The organism is Ramlibacter sp., from assembly GCF_035554825.1.
Lineage (GTDB): Bacteria > Pseudomonadota > Gammaproteobacteria > Burkholderiales > Burkholderiaceae_C > Ramlibacter.
This window is the reverse complement of the sequence record NZ_DATMHS010000061.1, coordinates 1-22,088: the sequence shown is the minus strand read 5'-3', so window position 1 is coordinate 22,088 and position 22,088 is coordinate 1. Positions and strand designations below refer to the sequence as shown.

At 69.0% G+C, this 22,088-nt stretch carries 20 protein-coding genes, 1 tRNA gene and 1 pseudogene; 4 read left to right on the top strand and 18 right to left on the bottom strand.

Features of this window, described 5'->3' with window-relative positions:
• The 13 genes and pseudogenes from VNT59_RS07115 to rpsB form a co-directional block, all read right to left on the bottom strand.
• Positions 1-183: pseudogene (locus VNT59_RS07115) on the bottom strand (acyl-[acyl-carrier-protein]--UDP-N-acetylglucosamine O-acyltransferase); the annotation flags it as partial.
• A 10-nt stretch (positions 184-193) separates the two neighbouring features.
• The gene (fabZ, locus tag VNT59_RS07110; protein ID WP_325497627.1) at positions 194-634 is read right to left on the bottom strand and encodes a 3-hydroxyacyl-ACP dehydratase FabZ; all 441 of its coding nucleotides are present in this window, start codon (positions 632-634) and stop codon (positions 194-196) included.
• Positions 631-1,605 carry a UDP-3-O-(3-hydroxymyristoyl)glucosamine N-acyltransferase gene (lpxD, locus tag VNT59_RS07105; RefSeq protein WP_325497626.1) on the bottom strand — a complete coding sequence of 325 codons (975 nt, stop codon included), beginning with the start codon at positions 1,603-1,605 and terminating at the stop codon, positions 631-633. Before lpxD ends, fabZ begins: the two co-directional genes overlap by 4 nt.
• A 2-nt stretch (positions 1,606-1,607) precedes the next feature.
• Positions 1,608-2,111, bottom strand: a complete 504-nt coding sequence (locus VNT59_RS07100) for an OmpH family outer membrane protein (RefSeq protein ID WP_325497625.1) — start codon at positions 2,109-2,111, stop codon at positions 1,608-1,610.
• Positions 2,111-4,405 carry an outer membrane protein assembly factor BamA gene (bamA, locus tag VNT59_RS07095; RefSeq protein WP_325497624.1) on the bottom strand — a complete coding sequence of 765 codons (2,295 nt, stop codon included), beginning with the start codon at positions 4,403-4,405 and terminating at the stop codon, positions 2,111-2,113. The genes VNT59_RS07100 and bamA overlap by 1 nt, the downstream gene beginning before the upstream one ends.
• Positions 4,406-4,462: 57 nt before the next feature.
• On the bottom strand, positions 4,463-5,845 hold the full coding sequence (gene rseP, locus VNT59_RS07090) for an RIP metalloprotease RseP (protein WP_325497623.1): 1,383 nt from the start codon (positions 5,843-5,845) through the stop codon (positions 4,463-4,465).
• A 15-nt stretch (positions 5,846-5,860) separates the two neighbouring features.
• Positions 5,861-7,051 (bottom strand): 1-deoxy-D-xylulose-5-phosphate reductoisomerase, encoded by a 1,191-nt coding sequence (gene ispC / locus VNT59_RS07085; RefSeq protein ID WP_325497622.1) that lies wholly within the window; start codon positions 7,049-7,051, stop codon positions 5,861-5,863.
• Complete coding sequence (locus VNT59_RS07080; protein ID WP_325497621.1) at positions 7,048-7,899, bottom strand: phosphatidate cytidylyltransferase; 852 nt, start codon at positions 7,897-7,899, stop codon at positions 7,048-7,050. Before VNT59_RS07080 ends, ispC begins: the two co-directional genes overlap by 4 nt.
• 14 nt (positions 7,900-7,913) lie before the next feature.
• On the bottom strand, positions 7,914-8,633 hold the full coding sequence (uppS, locus tag VNT59_RS07075; RefSeq protein ID WP_325497620.1) for a polyprenyl diphosphate synthase: 720 nt from the start codon (positions 8,631-8,633) through the stop codon (positions 7,914-7,916).
• A gap of 56 nt (positions 8,634-8,689) precedes the next feature.
• Positions 8,690-9,253: a ribosome recycling factor gene (frr, locus tag VNT59_RS07070; protein WP_325497619.1), complete on the bottom strand. Its 564-nt coding sequence runs from the start codon at positions 9,251-9,253 to the stop codon at positions 8,690-8,692.
• Between the two features lie 20 nt (positions 9,254-9,273).
• Positions 9,274-9,996 (bottom strand): UMP kinase, encoded by a 723-nt coding sequence (pyrH, locus tag VNT59_RS07065; protein ID WP_325497618.1) that lies wholly within the window; start codon positions 9,994-9,996, stop codon positions 9,274-9,276.
• A gap of 110 nt (positions 9,997-10,106) precedes the next feature.
• A complete protein-coding gene (gene tsf, locus VNT59_RS07060; protein ID WP_325497617.1) occupies positions 10,107-11,030 on the bottom strand; it encodes a translation elongation factor Ts in 924 nt (307 codons plus the stop codon).
• 82 nt (positions 11,031-11,112) lie between these two features.
• A complete protein-coding gene (gene rpsB / locus VNT59_RS07055) occupies positions 11,113-11,865 on the bottom strand; it encodes a 30S ribosomal protein S2 (RefSeq protein ID WP_325497616.1) in 753 nt (250 codons plus the stop codon).
• Positions 11,866-12,041: 176 nt separating this feature from the next.
• Here rpsB and VNT59_RS07050 point away from each other — a divergent pair, with 176 nt between their 5' ends.
• The 3 genes from VNT59_RS07050 to VNT59_RS07040 are packed head-to-tail and all read left to right on the top strand — an operon-like array spanning position 12,042 to position 16,199.
• Positions 12,042-13,409, top strand: a complete 1,368-nt coding sequence (locus VNT59_RS07050) for an amidase (RefSeq protein ID WP_325497615.1) — start codon at positions 12,042-12,044, stop codon at positions 13,407-13,409.
• Between the two features lie 28 nt (positions 13,410-13,437).
• Positions 13,438-14,712 (top strand): D-amino acid dehydrogenase, encoded by a 1,275-nt coding sequence (locus tag VNT59_RS07045; protein ID WP_325497614.1) that lies wholly within the window; start codon positions 13,438-13,440, stop codon positions 14,710-14,712.
• A 29-nt stretch (positions 14,713-14,741) separates the two neighbouring features.
• On the top strand, positions 14,742-16,199 hold the full coding sequence (locus VNT59_RS07040; RefSeq protein ID WP_325497613.1) for an NAD(P)H-hydrate dehydratase: 1,458 nt from the start codon (positions 14,742-14,744) through the stop codon (positions 16,197-16,199).
• Positions 16,200-16,206: 7 nt separating this feature from the next.
• On the opposite strand, the gene VNT59_RS07035 is transcribed toward VNT59_RS07040, so the two are convergent.
• Together VNT59_RS07035 and rnr are read right to left on the bottom strand one after the other, a co-directional pair.
• Positions 16,207-16,971, bottom strand: coding sequence for an SDR family oxidoreductase (locus VNT59_RS07035; protein ID WP_325497612.1), 765 nt, complete (start codon positions 16,969-16,971; stop codon positions 16,207-16,209).
• 71 nt (positions 16,972-17,042) lie between these two features.
• Complete coding sequence (gene rnr / locus VNT59_RS07030; protein WP_414708359.1) at positions 17,043-19,205, bottom strand: ribonuclease R; 2,163 nt, start codon at positions 19,203-19,205, stop codon at positions 17,043-17,045.
• A gap of 108 nt (positions 19,206-19,313) precedes the next feature.
• On the opposite strand from rnr, the gene VNT59_RS07025 reads away from it, so the two are divergent.
• Positions 19,314-19,398: transfer RNA gene (locus tag VNT59_RS07025), tRNA-Leu, on the top strand.
• Between the two features lie 127 nt (positions 19,399-19,525).
• Here VNT59_RS07025 and rimO read toward each other — a convergent pair.
• The 3 genes from rimO to VNT59_RS07010 form a co-directional block, all read right to left on the bottom strand.
• The gene (rimO, locus tag VNT59_RS07020) at positions 19,526-20,908 is read right to left on the bottom strand and encodes a 30S ribosomal protein S12 methylthiotransferase RimO (RefSeq protein ID WP_325497611.1); all 1,383 of its coding nucleotides are present in this window, start codon (positions 20,906-20,908) and stop codon (positions 19,526-19,528) included.
• A 66-nt stretch (positions 20,909-20,974) separates the two neighbouring features.
• Complete coding sequence (phaR, locus tag VNT59_RS07015; RefSeq protein ID WP_325497610.1) at positions 20,975-21,514, bottom strand: polyhydroxyalkanoate synthesis repressor PhaR; 540 nt, start codon at positions 21,512-21,514, stop codon at positions 20,975-20,977.
• Positions 21,515-21,648: 134 nt separating this feature from the next.
• Positions 21,649-22,088: hypothetical protein (locus VNT59_RS07010; RefSeq protein WP_325497609.1), on the bottom strand; the 440-nt coding region annotated here is incomplete at its 5' end.

Genomic DNA, 22,088 nt, shown 5'->3' with positions numbered 1-22,088 from the left:
GAACTGGAAGATGCGGTTGTCGCGGCCGATCGTGGTGTGGCCTTCGATGACGCAGTGCGCCCCGACGGTCGTGCCGGCCCCGATCTTCACGTGCGGGCCGATCACCGTGTACGGGCCGACGCTCGCCGAGCCGTCGAGCTGCGCCTGCGGATCGACCACCGCGGTCGGATGGATCTGCGCCACGATGCCGGCCTCAGGCGATGGTGCGCATCGTGCACATCAGCTCGGCCTCGCAGGCGAGCTCCTCGCCCACCCGGGCCTCGCCCTTGAACTTGAAGATGCCCGCCTTCATGCGCAGCAGCGACACGTCCATGATCAGCTGGTCGCCCGGCTCCACCGGCCGCTTGAAGCGCGCGCCGTCGATGCCGGCGAAGTAGTAGACCGACTTGTCATCGGGCGCTGCGCCGACCGTCGCGAACGACAGCAGCGCGGCAGTCTGGGCCATGGCTTCGAGCATCAGCACGCCCGGCATCACCGGACGGTGCGGGAAGTGCCCGGTGAAGAACGGCTCGTTGATCGAAACGTTCTTGAGGGCCCGGATGCTCTTGCCGGCGTCCAGCGCCAGCACCCGGTCCACCAGCAGGATCGGATAGCGGTGCGGCAGCTGCTTGAGGATTTCGTGGATGTCCATCATGAGTCGGTCTTCTTTTCCAGAGCGCGGATCCGCTCGCGCAGCTGGTGCAGCTGCTTCAGTGTCGCGGCGTTCTTCTCCCAGCTCGCATTGTCGTCGATGGGGAAGATGCCGCTGTAATGGCCGGCCTTGAGGATCGAGCGCCCGACGAATGAACCGGCCGAGATGTGCACCCCATCGGCCAGCCGCAGATGGCCCAGGATCATCGCCGCGCCGCCGATGGTGCAATGGGCGCCGATGGTCGCGCTGCCGGCGATGCCGGCGCATCCGGCAATGGCCGTGTGCCGGCCGATGCGGCAGTTGTGGCCGACCTGGATCAGGTTGTCGAGCTTGGCGCCCTGCTCGATCACCGTGTCCTGCAGGGCCCCGCGGTCGATGCAGGTGTTGGCCCCGATCTCGACGTCGTCCTCGATCCGCACGGCGCCGAGCTGCTCGATCTTTTCCCAGCGGCCGTGGTCGGGCGCGAAGCCGAAGCCGTCGGCCCCGATCACCGCGCCCTGGTGGATGACGCAGCGTGCGCCGACGACGCAGTCCTCGCCGACCGTCGCGCGCGCCTTGAGCACCGTGCCCGCGCCGATACGCGCGCCGCGCTCGACCACGCACAGGGCGCCGATGCGCGCCGTCGGGTCGATCACCGCCTCCGGATCGACCACGGCGCTGGGGTGGACGGGCGGCGTCGCGGCCCGCGGCAACCGGCTCTTCCAGAGTTGGGTCAGGCGCGCGAAGTACAGGTACGGCTGGTCGGCGACGATCGCATCGCCGCGGGCGAGCGCCGCTTCGCGCAGCTCGGGCGGCACGATGACGCAGCCGGCCCTCGACGCCGCCAGCGGCTGGCGGTATTTCGCGCCGGTGGCGAAGGTCAGCTCGGTGGCAGTGGCGGATTCGAGCGGCGCCAGGCCGTCGATCAGGCGTTCGCCGTCGCCGTGCAGTTCGCCGCCCAGCGCCTCGACGATGGAGCCCAGGCGGAATTGCACGCTTATCTGGACGCGTTCAGCGCCTTGATCACCTTGTCGGTGATGTCGTACTTGGGGTTGATGTAGACCGCTTCCTGCAGCACCACATCGTATTTCTCGGCCTCGGCCACCTGCTTGACGACCCGGTTGGCGCGATCCAGCACCTGCTGCAATTCCTCGTTCTTGCGCGCGTTCAGGTCTTCCTGGAACTCGCGGCGCTTGCGCTGGAAGTCGCGGTCCTGGTCGATCAGCGCCTTCTGGCGCTGGCCGCGCTGGTTCTCCGACAGCGTGGGCGCCTCGCGCTCGAACTTGTCGGACGCGTTCTTCAGCGCATTGCCCAGGTCGTTGAGCTCCTTCTCGCGCTTGGCGAATTCCTGCTCCAGCTTCGCTTGCGCGGCCTTCGCGGTGTTGGCTTCGCGGAAGATGCGATCGGTATTGACGAAGCCGACCTTGAATTCCTGGGCCTGTGCGCCGAGCGCCAGCAGGCCGAACATCAGTACGACGCAGTGACGGGTCAGGTACTTCATTAGAAGGAGGTTCCGATCTGGAATTGCAATTTCTGGATTCTATCGCCGGCGAATTTGCGTACCGGCCAGGCGGCCGCCAGCCGCAGCGGGCCGATCGGCGAGATCCAGGACAGGCCGACGCCGGCGGAGGCCCGCAAGGTCGACGCGCTGAACTTTTCGTTTTCGCCGTAGACGTTGCCGACGTCGGCAAAACCGAACATCCGCAGCGAGCGGTCGTTGCCCGCGCCGGGGAACGGCGTGATCACCTCCGCGTTCAGCGTGAGCTTCTTCGGGCCGCCGATCGAGGCGCCGGTCACGTCGCGCGGGCCCAGGGTGCCCTGGTCGAAACCGCGCACGGAGCCGAGGCCGCCCGAATAGAAGTTCTTGAACACCGGGAACGGGCGGCCGCCGAAGCCCTTGCCCCAGCCGAGTTCGCCGTTGAACGCCAGCGTGAACTGGCGGTTCAGCGGGATGTACTGCTGGTACTGGTAGTTGCCGCGCATGTAGCGGGCATCGCCGGCCACGCCCAGTTCGCCGGCGACGCGCTGGTAGCGGCCGGTGGTCGGCGCGATCGTGCTGTCGCGGCTGTCGCGGGCCCAGCCGATCGACAGCGGCAGCGCGGAGCTGGTGTAGCCGAAGCGCTCGGCGTAGTCCAGGTATGCGGCCGGGATGTTGGTGCCGGGCTTGATCGTGGTGCGTTCGATGCTGCCGCCGAAGAAGACGGTGTCCAGCTCGCTGAACGGCACGCCGAAGCGCAGGCCCGCGCCGGTGGTGACCAGCTGGTAGTTGCCGCCCTGGTCCTCGTAGGGACGCGACGAACGGTGGTACAGGTCGATGGTGCGCGAGATGCCGTCCGGCGTGAAGTACGGATTGACCGAGTTGAAGACGATGGTGCGGTTGTACTTGCTGGTGTTGACCTCGACGCCCAGATAGTGCCCGGTGCCGAACGCGTTCTCCTGGCGCAGCGAGAACGACAGCGCCAGCTTTTCGGCGCTCGAGAAGCCGGCGCCCAGCTGCAGGCTGCCGGTGGGCTTCTCGGTCACGGTGAGGTTCAGGTCCACCTGGTCGGGCGCGCCCGGCACCTCGCTGGTCTCGATGTTCACTTCCTTGAAGAAGCCGAGCCGGTCCACGCGGTCGCGCGACAGCTTGATCTTGTCGGCGTCGTACCAGGACGACTCGAACTGCCGGAACTCGCGCCGGACCACTTCGTCGCGGGTGCGGTTGTTGCCCGAGATGTTCACCCGGCGCACGTAGGCGCGGCGCGACGGCTCGGCCGCCAGAGTGAACTCGACCCGGTTGGTGGTGCGGTCGATTTCGGGGCGCGCCTCCACGTTGGCGAAGGCATAGCCGAACTTGCCGAAGTAGTCGGTGAAAGCCTTGGTGGTCTCGGCGACCTGGTCGGCGTTGTACGGCTCGCCCGGCTTGATCCGCACCAGGGTCTTGAATTCCTCTTCCTTGCCGAGGTAGTTGCCCTCCAGCTTCACGCCGGAGACCACGTAGCGCTCCCCCTCGGTCACGTTCACCGTGATCGTGATGTCCTGCTTGTTGGGCGAGATCGCGACCTGGGTCGAGTCGATCCTGAATTCCAGGAAGCCGCGGCTCAGGTAGTACGAGCGCAGCGCCTCCAGGTCGGCGTTGAGCTTGGCACGCGCATAGCGGTCCGACTTGGTATACCAGCTGAGCCAGCCCCCGGTATCGAGGTCGAACACGCCGCGCAGCGTCGATTCGGAGAAGCTCTTGTTGCCGACGATGTGGATTTCCTTGATCCGCGCCGGCTCGCCCTCGGTCACCGTGAACGTGAGGTTCACCCGGTTGCGCTCGATCGGCGTCACCGTGGTCACCACTTCGGCGCCGTAGAGGCTCTTGTTGATGTACTGGCGCTTGAGTTCCTGCTCGGCGCGGTCGGCCAGGCTCTGGTCGTACGGCCGGCCCTCGGTGAGGCCGATCTCGCGCAGCGCCTTCTTCAGGGCGTCCTTGTCGAATTCCTTGGCGCCGACGAAGTCGACGTCGGCGATGGTGGGACGCTCCTCCACCGCGATCACCAGCACGTCGCCCTGCACCTCGACCCGCACGTCCTTGAACAGCCCCAGCGCGAAGAGGGCCCGGATCGCCGCCGAGCCCTTGTCGTCGTTGTACTGGTCGCCGATGCGAAACGGCAGCGACGCGAACACCGTGCCCGGCTCCACGCGCTGCAGGCCCTCGATGCGGATGTCGCGCACGGTGAACGGATCGACGGCCCACGCATTGGCGACGAACGCCATGGCGACCATGGCCGAGACCGACCGCACGCGGAAGCGCTTGATGTGTTTCTTCATTGAATCAGGTCGGGCCTGCCCGCCTGCAGGCCCGGCGAGGGCGGCCACCAAAAAGGTTTAACCAAAGAGACGGTTGACGTCGTTGAACAGTGCGATCGACATCATGATCACCAGCACCGCGATCCCGCCCCGCTGCAGGCGTTCCATCCAGACGTCTGAGACGCTCTTGCCCGTCACTGCCTCCCAAAGATAATACATCAGGTGTCCGCCGTCCAAGACGGGCAGCGGCAGCAGATTGAGCACGCCCAGGCTCACGCTGATCAGGGCCAGGAACACGAGGTACTGCGTGAGGCCCAGGCTGGCGGACTTGCCCGCGTAGTCGGCGATGGTCAGCGGGCCGCTCAGGTTCTTCAGCGACGCTTCGCCGATGATCATCCGTCCCATCATGCGCAGCGACAGCACCGAGACTTCCCAGGTCCGCACCGCGCCCTTCACCAGGCCGTCGATCGGCCCGTGCCGCACCGTCAGCATCTGCGGCGGCGCGCCGACGTAAGCACCGATGCGCCCCACGGACTTGCCGGGGTCGTTGGCATCCGGCACCCGGTCGGCCTGAACCGGCAGCTCGATGGTGCGACCGTCGCGGCGGACACGCCAGACGGCGCGCGCGGCCTGGCCGCTGGCGGCGCTGGCGCGAATCAGCTCGCGCAGCTGCGGGCCGTCCACCACCGGCGATGCGCCGATCGCCAGCACGACGTCGCCCTGACGCAGTCCGGCGCGCGCGGCGGCGCCGGCGGGCATCACCTCGCCGATCACCGGCGCGGTATACGGACCCAGGATCCCGATCCTGCGAAACAGCTGCGCGTCGGCTTCGCGCGAAGACACGGTCGAAAGCGGCAGCAGGACCTCGCTGGTGCCGCGGCGGTCGCCGGCAGCCACCTGCAACGTCACGTCGTGGCCGTCGAGCGCGCCGCGCGTGAGCAGCCAGCGCAGATCCTCGAACGAGCGCACCGGCCGCAGGGCGTGGCCAGCGAACGCCGCCTGCTGCACCAGTTCGCCGCCCTGTAGCCCGGCGCGCTGCGCCACCGAACCGGCGACTGGGCTGGCGAGGATCGGCTTGGGCTCCAGCACGCCGTACCAGTTCACCACGGAGTACAGCAGGACCGCGAGCAGCAGGTTGGCCAGCGGTCCCGCCATCACGATGGCGGCGCGCGACTTCAGCGGCTGCGTGTTGAACGCCAGGTGCCGCTCGGCGGGGTCGACCGGGCCCTCGCGCTCGTCGAGCATCTTGACGTAGCCGCCCAGGGGAAACGCGCCGATCACGAATTCGGTGTGCTGGCCCGGGCGCTGGCGCTTGGGCTGCCAGCGGTACAGGGTGTGGCCGAAGCCGACCGAGAACCGCAGCACCTTCACGCCGCAGGCGACCGCCACGCGGTAGTGCCCGTACTCGTGCACCGCGATCAGCAGCCCGAGGGCCACGAGGAAGGCGACGACGGTCAGCATGCGAGCGTCCCGGGGTCAGGCGCGGCAGCGGGCGACTGCGTCGCCGGCCGCTTCCCGCGACTGCCGGTCGAGCTCGAACAGCTCGTCCAGCGATCCGGGGTTGGACGGCGCGACGGCCGACAAGGTCGCGACGTTGACGGAATGGATCTGGTCGAAGCGGATGCGCCGGTCCAGGAAAGCCGCCACGGCCACTTCGTTGGCGGCGTTGAGGATCGCCGTCGTGCCGCGCGGGCCGCGCAGGCTGTCCCAGGCCAGCGCCAGGCCGGGGAAGCGCTGGCGGTGACCGCGGCTGTCGAAGGATTCGAAGCTCATGTCGGCCAGCGTGTGGAAGTCCAGCGCCGGCGCGCCCGAGGTCACCCGGTCCGGCCACGCCAGCCCGTAGGCGATCGGCACGCGCATGTCGGGCGTGCCGAGCTGGGCCACCACCGACGCGTCGCGATACTGCACCATCGAGTGGATCACGCTCTGGGGATGAATCACCACCTCGAGGCGCTGCGGCGACAGCCCGAACAGGAACCGGGCTTCGATCACCTCCAGCGCCTTGTTCATCATGGTCGCGGAGTCGACCGATATCTTGCGGCCCATCACCCAGTTCGGATGGGCGCAGGCCTCCTCCGGCGTGACGTTGCGCAGCGTCGCCGGATCGCGCGTGCGAAACGGCCCGCCGGAAGCGGTGAGAATGATCTTCTCGACCCGGTCGTCCCAGGTGGCGGGGTCCTCGGGCAGCGACTGGAAAATCGCCGAATGCTCGCTGTCGATCGGCAGCAGCGTGGCGCCGCCGCGGCGCACCGTTTCCATGAACAGGTCGCCGCCGACCACCAGCGCTTCCTTGTTGGCGAGCAGCAGGCGCTTGCCGGCCGCCGCGGCGGCGAGGCAGGACGCCAGCCCGGCCGCGCCGACGATGGCCGCCATGACGAGGTCGACCTGCTCGTGCGAGGCGACCTCGTCCAGCGAGCGCTGGCCCCACAACACCTGCGTCGCCAGGCCGCGAGCGCGCAAGCGTGCCGCGAGCTCCCGCGCCGCCGGCTCGGTCGCCATGACGGCGAACTGCGGCGCGAAGCGCTCGCACTGCTGCAGCATCAGGTCGACCTGGGTCGCGGCGCTGAGCGCGAAGACCTCGAAGCGCTCCGGGTGGCGCGCGATCACGTCGAGCGTGTTCACGCCGATCGAGCCGGTCGAGCCGAGAACCGTGATGCGTCGCTTCACGAGGCGATGGTCGCCAGCATCATGGCCAGCGGCAAGGTGGGCAGCAGCGCGTCGACGCGGTCCAGCACGCCGCCATGGCCCGGCAGCAGCTGGCTCGAATCCTTCATGCCGGCGCTGCGCTTGACGAGCGATTCGGTCAGATCGCCGACGACGCTCATGGCGGCCAGGAACAGCGCGCCGAGCACGAGCAGCCACCAGCCATGCGCCGCCAGGCGGCTGTAGAGGCTGGGCACCTGCGCCGCCAGAGAGCGGTCGGCCAGGGTCCATGCGATCGCCAGCACCACGACGCCGGCCATGCCGCCCCAGACGCCTTCCCAGCTCTTGCCGGGGCTGATCGTCGGCGCGAGCTTGCCCTTGGTGAACTTCAGGCCGAACGCGCGGCCGGCGAAATACGCGAAGATGTCGGCCACCCACACCAGCACCAGCACCGACAGCAGGAAGTTGACGCCGATCATCTTGGCCTGCGCGACGCCCAGCCAGGCAAGCCACAGCGCCAGCACGCCGAACGCGAGCCGCAAGGCGCGAGGAATGTGCGGCCAGCCCGCCACGCCCGCGCGCAGGAGCCAGGCGCCGGCCAGCACCCAGGCGCCGCCGGCGACGGTCCACAGCAGCGGCAGCCGCCGGTCCAGCAAGCCGGCCTGCCAGGAGGCGGCGCACAGCGCGAGGCAGACGATTCCCGACGCCACGGCGCCGGCAGGTTGCAGGCCGTTGAGCCGGCCCCATTCCCAGGCGCCGGCGGCGATCAGCACCAGCGTGACGACGATGAAGGGCGCGGGCGTCGGCCAGAACAGGGCCGGCAACAGGATCGCCAGCAGGACGATGGCGGTAATGACGCGCTGCTTGAGCATGCGGCGCGGGCGGTTCAGGCGGCCTTGCGCGCGGGCGCGGTGGTCACTTGCTCGGAGGTCTTGCCGAAGCGGCGCTCGCGCCCCGCATAGTCGGCCAGCGCGGCATCGAGGTCGGCGCCGCCGAAATCCGGCCACAGCTTGTCCGAGAAATACAGCTCGGCGTAGGCGGCCTGCCACAGCAGGAAGTTCGACAAGCGGTGCTCGCCGCCGGTGCGGATGATCAGGTCCGGGTCGGGCACGTGCGCCAGCGCCAGCGCGCCCGCCAGGCTGCGTTCCGTGATGGCTTCACCGCGCGCCGCCAGCCGGGCGGCCGCATCGGCGATGTCCCAGCGGCCGCCGTAGTTGAAGCAGATGTTGAACACCAGCCGCGTGTTCGCCGCCGTCGAGGCTTCCGCCTGCGCGAGGCCGGCGCGCACCTTTTCCGACAGGCCGCTGCGGTCGCCGATGAAATGCACGCGCACGCCTTCGGCCTTGAGCTGCGGCACCTCGCGCGCGAGCGCGAACGCCAGCAGTTCCATCAGGCTCGACACCTCGTCGGCCGGCCGGTTCCAGTTCTCCGAGGAGAACGCGAAGACGGTGAGCACTTTCACGCCGCGGTCGCCGCAATGGCGCACGCACGCCCGCAGGGCATCCATGCCCTTCTTGTGGCCGGCGACCCGCGGCAGATAGCGTCGCGTGGCCCAGCGGCCGTTGCCGTCCATGACGATCGCGACGTGGTGTGGCAGGTTCTGCATGAATGTGGGTCGGAACTGGGGGCGGCTCGCGGCGCGGCTCGGTGGCGGGCTGGCGGTCAGACCGCCAGGATCTCCTGTTCCTTGCCGTGCACCAGCTGGTCGATCTCCGCGATGTGGCGGTCGGTGATCTTCTGGATCTCGGCCTCGGAGCGCTTCATGTCGTCCTCGGAGGCCTGCTTGTCCTTCACCAGCCGCTTGACGTGGTCGTTGGCGTCGCGCCGCAGGTTGCGGATCGCGATCTTGCCCGCCTCGCCCTCGTGGCGCACGACCTTGGTCATCTCCTTGCGGCGCTCCTCGCTCATCGGCGGCATCGGGATGCGGATCAGCTCGCCCATCGAGGCCGGATTCAGCCCGAGGTCGCTGTCGCGGATCGCCTTCTCGATCTTGGCGGCCATGTTCTTTTCCCAGGGCTGCACGCTCAGCGTGCGCGCATCGAGCACCGACACGTTGGCCACCTGGCTGATCGGCAGGTTCGAGCCGTAGTAGTCGACGTGCACGGTGTCCAGCAGGCCCGGGTTGGGGCGGCCGGTGCGGATCTTGACCAGGCTTTGCTTGAAGGCGGCGATGGTCTGGTCCATCTTGCCCTGCATGGTCTTGGTGATTTCGGCAATGGTGGTCATCTTGTTCTCCTCTGACATTCTCAAGCGTAGACGAGCGTGCCTTCGTCCTCGCCCATCACCACCCGTCGCAGTGCGCCGTGCTTCACGATGGAGAAGACCCTGATCGGCAGCTTCTGGTCGCGGCACAGGGCGAACGCCGTCGCGTCCATGATGCCCAGATTCTGCGTCATCGCCTCGTCGAACGAGATCGTGGCGTAGCGGGTGGCGGACGGGTCCTTCTGCGGGTCGGCCGAGTAGACGCCGTCGACCTTGGTCGCCTTCAGCACCACCTCGGCGCCGATCTCGGCGCCGCGCAGGGCGGCCGCGGTGTCGGTGGTGAAGAACGGGTTGCCGGTGCCGGCCGCGAAGATCACGACCTTGCCTTCTTCGAGGTACTGCAACGCCTTGGGCCGGACGTACGGCTCGACCACCTGCTCGATCCCGATGGCGGACATCACGCGCGGGATCAGCCCCTGCTTGTTCATGGCATCGGCCAGGGCCAGCGAGTTCATCACCGTGGCCAGCATGCCCATGTAGTCCGCGGTCGCGCGGTCCATGCCGACCGAGCCGCCGGCCACGCCGCGAAAGATGTTGCCGCCGCCGATCACGATGGCGACCTGCACGCCCATGTTCACGACCTCGGCCACCTCCTCCACCATCCGCACGATGGTGGCGCGGTTGATGCCGAAGGCATCGTCGCCCATCAGGGCCTCCCCAGACAGCTTCAGCAGGATGCGCTTGTGGGCTGGCTGGCGAAGGGACATGAACGGGCTCCTTGAAAGACGGGTTGAGTGTACCGGCGTTGACGCCTGGCGAGGCGGGTTGTGCAAAGGGCGGTCACGCGGACCGCCCTTTGCACGGGAGGCAGGAACGCTCAGGCGCCGGCCTTGGCGGCGGCGACCTGCGCCGCCACTTCGGCGGCGAAATCGTCCACCTTCTTCTGGATGCCCTCGCCCACGACGTAGAGCGTGAAGCCCTTCACCGTCGTGTTCGCGGCCTTGAGCATCTGCTCGACGGTCTGCTTCTCGTTCTTGACGAAGGCCTGGTTGAACAGCGACACCTCCTTCAGGAACTTCTGCACCCCGCCCTCGACGCGCTTGGCGACGATCTCGGCGGACTGCGCCGGCTTGCCGGCCGCCTCGGCGGCCTTGCGGTCCTCCTCGGCCTTGCCCATGGCAACCGCGCGTTCCTTCTCGATCAGTTCGGCCGGGACGTCGGCGCTGGTCAGCGCGACCGGCTTCATCGCGGCGACGTGCATCGCCACGTCCTTGGCAGCCACTTCGTCGCCGTCGTACTCGACGACGACGCCGATGCGGGTGCCGTGCAGGTAGGAGGCGAGCTTGCTGCCGCCGGCAAAGCGCTTGAAGCGGCGGAAGCTCATGTTCTCGCCGATCTTGCCGATCAGGCCCTTGCGCACGTCTTCCAGGGTGGGGCCGAAGCCGTCCTGCGAATAGGCCAGCGCGCCGAGCGCCGCGACGTCGGCGGGATCGTGCTTGGCGACCAGCTCGGCCGCGGCGCGCGCCATGGCCAGGAAGCCGTCGTTCTTGGTGACGAAGTCGGTTTCGCAGTTGGTTTCGAGCATCGCGCCCGAATTGCCGTCGATGAACGCGGTCACCACGCCTTCGGCGGTGATGCGCGCGGCAGCCTTGCCGGCCTTGTTGCCGAGCTTGACGCGCAGCAGTTCCTCGGCCTTCTCCATGTCGCCGTTGGCTTCGGTGAGCGCCTTCTTGCACTCCATCATCGGCGCGTCGGTCTTCGCGCGCAGTTCGCCAACCATGCTTGCGGTGATTGCAGCCATTTCTTACCTCGTATCGTTCAGTTCAGGTTTCGGTAGCAAAAAGGGGCCCGAGAGCCCCTTCCTTGCGGCCTCGGGTGCTCGATCAGGCGCCGGCGCCTTCGCGCACCTCGACGAATTCGTCGCTGCCTTCGGCGACCGCCTTGGCCACGTCCGCCGTGGCGCTGGAACGGCCTTCCAGGATCGCGTCGGCGATGCCGCGGGCGTACAGGGCGACGGCCTTGGCGGAGTCATCGTTGCCGGGGATCACGTAGTCGATGCCCTCGGGCGAATGGTTCGAGTCGACCACGCCGACCAGCGGGATGCCCAGCTTCTTGGCTTCGGAGACGGCGATCTTGTGGAAGCCCACGTCGATCACGAAGATGGCGTCGGGCAGGCTGTTCATGTCCTGGATGCCGCCGATGTCCTTCTCCAGCTTCTCCATCTCGCGCTGGAACATCAGCTGTTCCTTCTTCGACATGGACTCGAGGCCGGCTTCCTGCTGGGCCTTCATGTCCTTGAGGCGCTTGATCGAGGTCTTCACCGTCTTGAAGTTCGTCAGCATGCCGCCCAGCCAGCGCTGGTCGACGAAGGGCACGCCGGCGCGGCGGGCTTCCGTCGACACGATGTCGCGGGCCTGGCGCTTGGTGCCGACCATGAGGATGGTGCCGCGGTTGGCGGCGAGCTGGCGCACGAACTTCGTCGCCTCCTGGAACATCGGAAGCGATTTTTCCAGGTTGATGATGTGGATCTTGTTGCGATGGCCGAAGATGAACGGGGCCATCTTGGGGTTCCAGAAGCGCGTCTGATGCCCGAAATGGACACCGGCTTCCAGCATTTCACGCATTGTGACTGCCATGGTCTGCTTTCCTGAAGGTTGGGTCTAAAATCCAGCCCGTAAATTGCTGCTGCCTTCGAGGCAGCGACAACACCTTGTGGGGCTGGATTCGCGATTGTTTTGCCCGGCGGATCGGCGCGGCTCGCACGCCGGCCCGGCAAAACCCAAAAATTATAGCACCGCTGACGGAATCCCCCATGCGCCACGACCTCATCGCCACCCGCGAACGGCTGCTCGCAGGCCAGGCCCGCGCCACGGCCGAGATGGACGAATGCATCCGCATTGCCCAGTCGCCCGCCTGCAGCGCCGCGTTCGTGGCGACCTCGTTCGACGAAGCCCGGCGTGCGGCGGCTGACCCGGCAGGGACGGCCGGACCGCTGGCCGGCCTGGCGGTCTCGGTCAAGGACCTGTTCGACGTGGCCGGACAGACCACCGCCGCCGGCTCGAAGGTCCTGGCGGACGCGCCGCCGGCGGCCCGGGACTGCGTCGCCGTCGAGCGCCTGAAGGCCGCCGGCGGCGTCGTCATCGGCCGCACCAACATGTCCGAGTTCGCCTTCTCCGGCGTCGGCACCAACCCGCACCACGGCACCCCGGCGAATCCGGCGGACCCGGTCACCCCGCGCGTGCCGGGCGGATCGTCGTCCGGCGCGGCCGTCTCGGTCGCCACCGGCGCCGCCTTCATCGGCCTGGGCTCGGACACCGGCGGCTCGATCCGCATTCCGGCCGCCCTGTGCGGCATCGTCGGTTTCAAGAACACGGCGCGGCTGACGCCTGCCCAGGGCGCGCTGCCGCTGTCGACGACGCTCGACACCGTGAGCGCCATGACGCGGACGGTGCGCGACGCGATCCTGGCACACGAGATCCTCGCCGGCCGGACCGTCGAGCGCTCGCAGGCGCCGCTGTCCGGCTATCGGCTGGCGATGGCCAGGACCAGCATGCTCGACGGCATGGACCAGACCGTCGCCAACGCCTTCGAGCGCGCGCTCGCCGCCTTGCGCCGGGCCGGCGCGCGGATCGAGGAGATTTCGCTGGAGGCCATCCGCGATCTCGGCAGCCTGCAGACGCTCGGCGGGTTCACGGCCGCGGAAAGCTACGCCTGGCACCGCGCCCTGCTCGAGCGCGCCGGCGACGGCTACGACCCCCGCGTGCGCTTTCGCATCGAGCGCGGCGCCACCATGAAGGCCTGGGAATACCTCGACCTGTTCCGCGCCCGCCAGGAGTGGATCAGCCGGGTGCACACGGCGCTGGCCGGCTTCGACGCGGTGCTGTCGCCCACGGTGCCGATCGTGGCGCCGCCGATCCGCGACCTGGCGCCCGCCACCGGCGTCGATGTCGCGCAGGACGAGGCGCGCGACCGGGAATTCTTCCGCGTCAACGCCCTGCTGCTGCGCAACACCAGCGTGGTCAACATGCTCGACGGCTGCGCGCTGTCGATCCCCTGCCACGCGCGCGGCGAGCTGCCGGTCGGCCTGATGATCTGGCACGGGGCGCTGCACGACGACGCCGTGCTGAACATCGGGTTGCGCGCCCAGGACGTGCTCGCCGGCCTGTCGGGCGCCGCATGACGGGCGCGCCACGCAAGGGAACGCAGCCATGAGAGTCGCCGTCATCGGCGCCGGCATCGTCGGCGTCACCACCGCCTTCGAGCTTGCCGTGGACGGGCACGAGGTCACCGTCTTCGAGCGACGCGCCGCCGTGGCCGAAGAGGCCAGCTTCGCCAACGCCGGCGTCGTCGCACCCGGCTACGTCACGCCCTGGGCCTCGCCCGGCATGCCCGGCAAGATCGCCGGCTACCTGATGCGCCAGCACGCACCGGTGCGGGTGACGCTGCCGCTGTCGCGCGCGCACGTCGCCTGGATGTGGCGCTGGTTCAAGTCGTGCGACCCGGCGACCTATGCCGCCAACCGCGCCCGCATGCAGCGGCTGGCGTTCTACAGCCGCGCGCGGCTGGGGGAGATCCGCGAGCACTTCCAGTTCGACTATGACCACAGCGCCGGCTACATGGTGCTGCTGCGCGGCGAGAAGGACCGCAAGCTGGTGCAGCCCAGCCTGCAGGTGCTGCGCGACGCCGAAGTTGCGTTCAAGGAACTGACGGCGGACGAGGCGCGGGCGGCGGAGCCGGCGCTGAACCCCGACACGCGCTTCGTCGGCGCGGTGCACCTGCCCGGGGACGAGGTCGGCAACTGCCGCCAGTTCGCCCTGCTGCTGAAGAACGAAGCCCAGCGCGAAGGCGTGACGTTCGAGTTCAACCATGCGGTCGATGCGCTCGACCGCGCCAACCCCGCGGCGCTCAACGTGTGGGCGCTCGGCGCCGACGCGCCGCAGCAGCGTGTGTTCGACGCCGTGATCGTCTGCGGCGGCGTCGAATCGGCGGCCCTGCTGCGGCCGCTCGGCCTGCGCGTGCCGCTGGTGCCGGTGTACGGCTACTCGATCAGCGCGCCGATCCGCGAGCCGCTCAACGCGCCGCGCAGCGCCTTGATGGACGAGCGCTACAAGGTCGCCATCGCGCGCCTGGGCAACCGCGTGCGGGTCGCCGGGAGCGCCGAAATCGGCGGCGACCCGGACCGCAAGCGCCGGGCATCGATCGAGACGCTGTACAAGGTGCTGCACGACTGGTTCCCCGGCGCCGCGCAGCTGGCCAATACCGGGGCCGGCGTCCAGGAATGGAAAGGCGCGCGGCCGATGCTGCCCGACGGCCCGCCCCTGCTCGGCGCCAGCGGCATCCCGCGGGTCTGGCTGAACCTGGGCCACGGCTCCAGCGGGTGGGCGCTGTCCTGCGGCAGCGCCCGGGCGGTGGCCGATCTGGTCGCGGGGCGCGCGCCCGCGGTCGACATCGAAGGCCTGGGCGTCGAGCGCCTTCGTTTGTAAGTCGCGCGGCGCCGGTGGAGAATCCGGCCATGGAACGTATCCGCCCGGGCCGCGCCTGGCCATTGTTCGACATGGCGGCCAGCCGGGCCATCGAGCAGCACGCGGCGGCGCCGCTGCCGCCGCACACGCTGATGCAGCGCGCCGGACTCGCCGTCGCCAGGCTGGCGCTGGCCCTGGCGCCGCATGCAAAGACCATCTGGATCGCCTGCGGCCCGGGCAACAACGGCGGCGACGGATTCGAGGCGGCCACGCACCTGCGCGCGTGGGGCAAGAACCCGGTGATCACCTGGTCGGGCGACCCGGGCCGGGCACCGCCCGATGCCCTGGCCTCGCTGCGGCGCGCGCGCGCGGCCGGCGTCCCGTTCGCGGCGCGACCCCCCGCGACATGGGAGCTCGCCATCGACGCCATGCTGGGCCTGGGTGCCGGCCGGCCGCTGGAGGACGAGCTGGCCGCGTGGGCAGGGGCCATGAACGAGGGCGCGCAGCCGGTGCTCGCCGTCGATCTCCCCTCGGGACTGGCCGCCGACACCGGCGCCGGGCAGCCGCTGCGCGCCAGCCACACGCTGTGCCTGCTCACGCTCAAGCCGGGGCTGTTCACCGGCGGCGGGCGCGACGCGGCGGGACAGGTCTGGTTCGACGACCTGGGCGTCGCCGCACCCGCCGATCCGACGGCGTGGCTCGCCGGGCCGCCGCCGGATGCGGCGCGGCGCCACGCCTCGCACAAAGGCAGTTACGGCGACGTCGTGGTCGTGGGAGGCGCCTGCGGCATGGGCGGAGCGGCGCTGCTGGCTGCCGACGCGGCGCTGCATGGGGGCGCGGGTCGCGTGTTCGTGGCCCTGCTGGATCCGGCCGCGCCGCCCTTCGACGCCTCCCAGCCGGCCTTCATGCTGCGCGACTGGCGATCGCTGGACCTCTCGCGCATGAGCGTGGCCTGCGGCTGTGGCGGCGGCGAGGCGGTGCGCGAGGCGCTGCCGGCCGTGATCGCGCAGGCCCGGGCGCTGGTGCTGGATGCCGACGCGCTCAACGCGATCGCCGTCGATGCGCAACTGCAGTCGCTGCTGGCGGCGCGCGGGCGGCGCGCGCGTCCCACGGTCCTCACCCCCCACCCGCTCGAAGCCGCGCGCTTGCTCGGCTGCGGCGCTGGCGACGTCCAGGCCGACCGGCTCGCCGCGAGCCGGCAGCTGGCGCAGCGCTTCGGCGCGGTGGTGGTCCTCAAGGGCTCGGGCACCGTCACGGCCGCCCCGGACCGCGCCCCGCTGGTCAATCCGACCGGCAATGCGCGCCTGGCCACGGCCGGCACCGGCGACGTGCTGGCGGGCCTGATGGCGGCCCGACTCGCCGGCGCGGGCAGCGCCTTCGACGCCGCCGCGGCGGCCGTGTATCTGCACGGACTGGCGGCCCAGTCCTGGCCCGCCGGCCAGCCGTTGACGGCGGCCCAGCTCGCCCGGGCGACGCAGTTCGCGCCAGCCGCCGCCCCGGCACTCTGAGGGCTCGTCAGCCGCGCCCGACGAAGGGCATCTTGGTGGCCATCACCGTGTGGAAGAGCACGTTGGCCTCCGGCGGCAGATTGGCCATGTAGAGGACCGACTGGCCGACGATGTTCACGTCCATCAGCGGCTCCGGCGCGATCGATCCGTTGGCCTGCGGCACGCCCTTGGCCATCCGGTTGGCCATGTCGGTGCCGGCGTTGCCGATGTCGATCTGGCCGACGGCGATGTTGTATGCCCGGCCGTCCAGCGCGGCGGCCTTGGTGAGCCCCGTCACCGCGTGCTTGGTGGCGGTATAGGCGATCGAGAACGGGCGCGGCGCGTGGGCCGAGATCGAGCCGTTGTTGATGATGCGCCCGCCCATCGGCGACTGCGCCTTCATCGCCTTGAACGCCTGCTGGATGCAATAGAACATCCCGTTCAGGTTGGTATCGACCACCTGCTGCCACTTCTCCAGCGGCAGTTCCTCGATCGGCACCGCTGGCGCGCCGATGCCCGCGTTGTTGAACAACAGGTCGACGCGGCCCCAGGCCTGCTGCGTGGCGGCGAACAGCGCCGCCACCGAGGCGGGGTCGGTGACGTCGGTCGGCACGGGCAGGATGCGGTCGCCCGCGCCGCATTCGGCGACCACCTGATCCAGGGCCTCGCGCCGGCGCCCGGCGATGGCGACGCGCCAGCCGTCGCCCAGCAGCGCCAGGGCGGCCGCCTTGCCGATGCCGGCGTTGCCGCCCGTGACGATCGCGACCCGCGTGGCCGCTTCCTTGGTTGCCATGAGGACTCCTTGTCGGTGATGTGCTGCGCGGATGCTAACCGCTTCGCGCAGCACCCCCCGACCGGAGCCACTCAGCGGCGCGGCTTGCGGCCCTTGCTCTTGCTGGCCGCCTTCTTCACGGCGGCCTTGAGCGCCCCCATCGAGGAGCCGGCCTCGCCACCGGGGCGCTTGGCAGCGCGCTTGCCGCCAGCCTTGCCGGGCGCGGCCCCCGCGCCGACCAGGCCCTTGTCCTTCATCGCCCGGACCAGTTCCTCGTCGTCGCGCACCAGCCGGAAGTCGATCTTGCGGCCGTCGAGGTCGACGCGACTCACCTGCACGCGCACGCGGCTGCCGATCGCGTAGCGGATGCCGGTGCGCTCGCCGCGCAGTTCCTGGCGCGCTTCGTCGAACTTGAAGTATTCGCCGCCGAGCTCGGTGATGTGCACCAGCCCCTCGACGTACATCTGGTCCAGCGTGACGAAGATGCCGAAGGTGGTGGCGGCCGTGACCACGCCGCTGTATTCCTCGCCCAGGTGCTCGCGCATGTACTTGCACTTGAGCCAGGCTTCGACGTCGCGGCTGGCCTCGTCGGCGCGGCGCTCGTTGGCGCTGCAATGCAGGCCCGCCGCCTCCCAGGCCTGGACCTCGCGGCTGGGCGGCGCGGGCGGCTTCTTCGGCTTGTGCGTGGGCGCCTTCACCCGGCTCGCCAGCCGGCGCGCCAGCTTCTCGTGCGCCTCGCCCGGCGTCGGCAAGGCCGGCAGCTCGTATTTCTGCTTCGACAGGATCGCCTTGATCACGCGGTGCACCAGCAGGTCCGGATACCGGCGGATCGGGCTGGTGAAGTGCGTGTAGGCGTCGTAGGCCAGGCCGAAGTGGCCGCTGTTGATCGGCGTGTAGATCGCCTGCTGCATCGAGCGCAGCAGCATGGTGTGGATCTGCAGCGCGTCGGGCCGGTCCTTGGTCGCCTCGGCGATGCGCTGGAACTCGGCCGGCTGCGGCTCCTCGCTGATCGACAGCGAGACGCCGATCGCCTTGAGGTAATTGCGCAGGATGTCCTTCTTCTCCGGCGTCGGCCCCTCGTGCACCCGGAACAGCCCGGGGTGCTTGCTCTGCTGGATGAAATCGGCGCTGCAGACGTTGGCCGCGAGCATCGCCTCCTCGATCAGGCGGTGCGCGTCGTTGCGCGTGCGCGGCTCGATGCGCTCGATGCGCCCGCTCTCGTCGCAGACGATCTGGGTTTCCACCGTCTCGAAGTCGACGGCGCCGCGCTGGTTGCGCGCCTTCAGCAGCGCTCGGTACACGTCGTGCAGGTTGATGAGGTCCTGCACGCGTTCCTTGCGGCGCACCGCTTCCGGGCCCTTGGTGTTGGCCAGGATCGCGGCCACCTCGGTGTACGTGAAGCGCGCATGGCTCCACATCACGGCCGGATAGAACTGATAGGCGTAGATCTCGCCGGTGCCCGTGATGAGCATGTCACACACCATGCACAGGCGTTCCACCTCGGGGTTGAGCGAGCACAGGCCGTTGGACAGCTTCTCCGGCAGCATCGGAATGACGCGGCGCGGGAAGTACACGCTGGTGGCCCGGTCGTAGGCGTCGATGTCGATCGCGCTGCCGGTCTGCACGTAGTGGCTCACGTCGGCGATGGCGACCAGCAGGCGCCAACCCTTGGTCCGGCCGGCCTTGGCCGGCTCGCAGTAGACCGCGTCGTCGAAGTCGCGCGCGTCCTCGCCGTCGATCGTCACCAGCGGCACGTCGGTGAGATCGACGCGGTGCCGCTTGTCCTGTGGCAGCACCTTGTCGGGCAGCGAGCGTGCGAGCGCCAGGCCGGCTTCGGAGAACTCGTGCGGCACGCCGTACTTGCGCACGGCGATCTCGATCTCCATGCCGGGGTCGTCGATCTCGCCCAGCACTTCCTTGACCAGGCCCACCGGCTGGCCGTACAGGCTGGGCGGTTCGGTCAATTCGACGACCACCACCTGTCCCGCCTTGGCGAGCCCGGTCGCGCCCTTCGGAATCAGGACGTCCTGCCCGTAGCGCTTGTCTTCCGGCGCGACCAGCCAGACGCCGCTTTCGTGCAGCAGGCGGCCGATGATGGGCTGCGGCGGGCGCTCGACGATCTCGACGACGCGGCCCTCGGCGCGGCCGCGGCGGTCGTGGCGCACGATCCGCGCCTTGACGCGATCCTTGTGCAGCACGGCGCGCATCTCGTTGGGCGGCAGGTAGATGTCGCCCTCGCCGTCGTCGCGTATCACGAATCCGTGGCCGTCGCGGTGCCCCTGGATGGTTCCCTCGATCTCATCGAGGAGTCCGGTATTGTTGTGTCCAATGTTTTTGATATAGAATCCCTTCTTTCCTGAAATGCCCAGGTGGCGGAATTGGTAGACGCACTAGTTTCAGGTACTAGCGAGTAACATCGTGGGGGTTCGAGTCCCTTCCTGGGCACCAAGCGACAGATGATAAAGCCGGCACTGCCGGCTTTGTTGTTTCTGCGGCGCCGGCAGGCACGAGCGTGACTGCCGCAGCCAGCAAAAAAGCCGGCGCGAGCCGGCTTTTTCATTGCGGTGGTCGCTCGTCAGACCGGCACCGCCACGAGGTCGTGCCCTTCGGCCGCAACGATCCGGGCCTGCGTGAACTCGCCCACCTTCAGCTGCTTGCTCAGCTTTTCCGGCGGCAGCAGCTTCACCGTGCCGTCGATCTCCGGCGCATCCGCGTAGGTGCGCCCCACCCCGCCCTTGCGGCCGAGGGCCGGCGCGGCGTCGACCAGCACCTGCATGGTCGCACCGACCCGCTCGCGCAGCTTGGCGACGGACACCTCCTCGGCCACGGCCATGAAACGGTCGCGGCGCTGCTCGCGCAGTTCCTGCGGCAGCATGCCGGGCAGCTCGTTGGCGGCAGCGCCTTCGACCGGGCTGTAGGCAAAGCAGCCGGCACGGTCGATGCGCGCCTCGCGCATGAACTGCAGCAGGTGTTCGAACTCTTCTTCGGTTTCGCCGGGAAAGCCGGCGATGAAGGTGCTGCGGATCACCAGCTGCGGGCAGGCCTCGCGCCAGCGCTGGATCCGCTCCAGGTTCTTCTCGCCGCTGGCCGGCCGCTTCATCCGGCGCAGGACGTCGGGGTGGCTGTGCTGGAACGGCACGTCGAGGTACGGCAGCACGCGGCCGCTTGCCATCAGCGGGATCACTTCGTCGACGGATGGGTACGGATAGACGTAATGCAAGCGCACCCAGGCGCCATAGGGCTCGGCCAGCTCGCCGAGCGTCCGGACCAGCTCCAGCATACGCGTCTTCACGGGCTTGCCGTCGAAGAAGCCGGTGCGGTACTTCACGTCGACGCCGTAGGCCGAGGTGTCCTGGCTGATCACCAGCAGTTCCTTCACGCCGCCTTCGAACAGCGCACGCGCTTCCTTCAGCACGTCGCCGACCGGCCGGCTCACCAGGTCGCCCCGCATCGAGGGGATGATGCAGAAGGTGCAGCGGTGGTTGCAGCCTTCGCTGATCTTCAGGTAGGCGTAGTGGCGCGGCGTCAGCTTGATGCCGGCGGCCGGCACCAGGTCGACGAACGGATCGTGCGGCTTGGGCAGGTTGGCGTGGACCGCGTCCATCACTTCCTGCGTGGCGTGCGGCCCCGTGACGGCCAGCACCGAAGGATGCATCTGCCGCACCAGGTTGCCCCCGCCCGAGCCGGTCTTGGCGCCCAGGCAGCCGGTGACGATCACCTTGCCGTTGCCGGCCAGCGCGTCGCCGATCGTGTCCAGGCTTTCCCGAACGGCGTCGTCGATGAAGCCGCAGGTGTTGACGATCACCAGGTCGGCGCCGTCGAAGGTCTTGGCCGTCTGGTAGCCCTCGGCGCTCAGTTGCGTGATGATGAGTTCGGAATCGGTCAGGGCTTTCGGGCAGCCGAGGCTCACGAACCCGATCTTCGGGGCCTTCGTCTCGGTGGAGGGTGCTTCGGTCATAACCCTCCATTCTCCCCGACCCGCCCTGGGCCCGCCGGGATGAGGACTTTCGCGTTCCTCGCCAGATCAGCGCTTGATGCCGAAGGCGCCGAGCATCTGCTCGGTCTGCTTGGCCATCTGCTCCTGCATCTGGTCGAACATGTGCTTGGACTGCTCGACGTAGTTGCCCATCATCCCCTGCATCAACGGGTTCTGCATGTTCATGAACTGGGCCCACATCTCCGGCGTCAGCGTCTTGGATTGCTCCGCCAGCTTGGCCTGGATGTCGGTGAACGCCTGCACGTTCTTTTCGAGGTAGGTGCCCATGAACCCCTGCGCCGCGTGCCCGTAGAAACGGATCAGGTTGGCCAGCGCGGCTTCGCTGAACATGGGAGCCCCGCCGGCCTCCTCTTCCAGGATGATCTGCAGCAGGATGCTGCGCGTGAGGTCCTCGTTGCTCTTGGCGTCGCGCACCACGAACGGCTCGTGATCCATCACCAGCTGCTTCACCTCCGACAGCGTGATGTACGTGGAAGTGTCGGTGTCGTAGAGCCTGCGGTTCGGATATTTCTTGATCACCCGCAGGGCAGGTTTGCCGCTCGCGGCCGTCGCTTTCTTGCTGTGCACTGTGTGGCGCTCCTCGCGCGCGCCGCTGGCGGCGCGACCTGTTGCAGTGCAGCAGATTCTAGGAGCGGCCCCTCCTGCTCAGCCCAAGGTTTTCCCTTAAGCAGCGCGCGGCGCGGCCCGCCGCCTGCGGACGGTCACGCGAAATAGCTCGCCTCGAGCGGCTGGATCGACCCCACGATGCCGGCGATCTTGTTCGTGTTCAGTCCCAGCAGCGCCGCATACGCGTAGAGGTCGCCCGCGGTCTCGAACTGGCGGCCCGGACCGATCATGTCGGTGTACGACTGCACTTCCGGCGCGGTGGCGGCGCGCCCGACCAGCGCCTGGAACAGGTAGCTCACGAAGGCCTGGTTGCTCACCCCCGGCGCGTAGCGGTCGATGAGCGCCTGGCCGAGGTCGCCCAGGTCCCGGCCCGGCGTCTGCAGCAAGGCGTCGGCATCGGCCACCCAGTCGCTCAGCAGCCCGGTGGACGGCGCCTGCCCGAAGGCGGCGTACAGCATGGCGTACACGTCGAACGTGTTGCCGCCGATGCCGGTGTCGAGCGCATAGAGCGAGCCGTCGCCAAGCTGCACCCGCT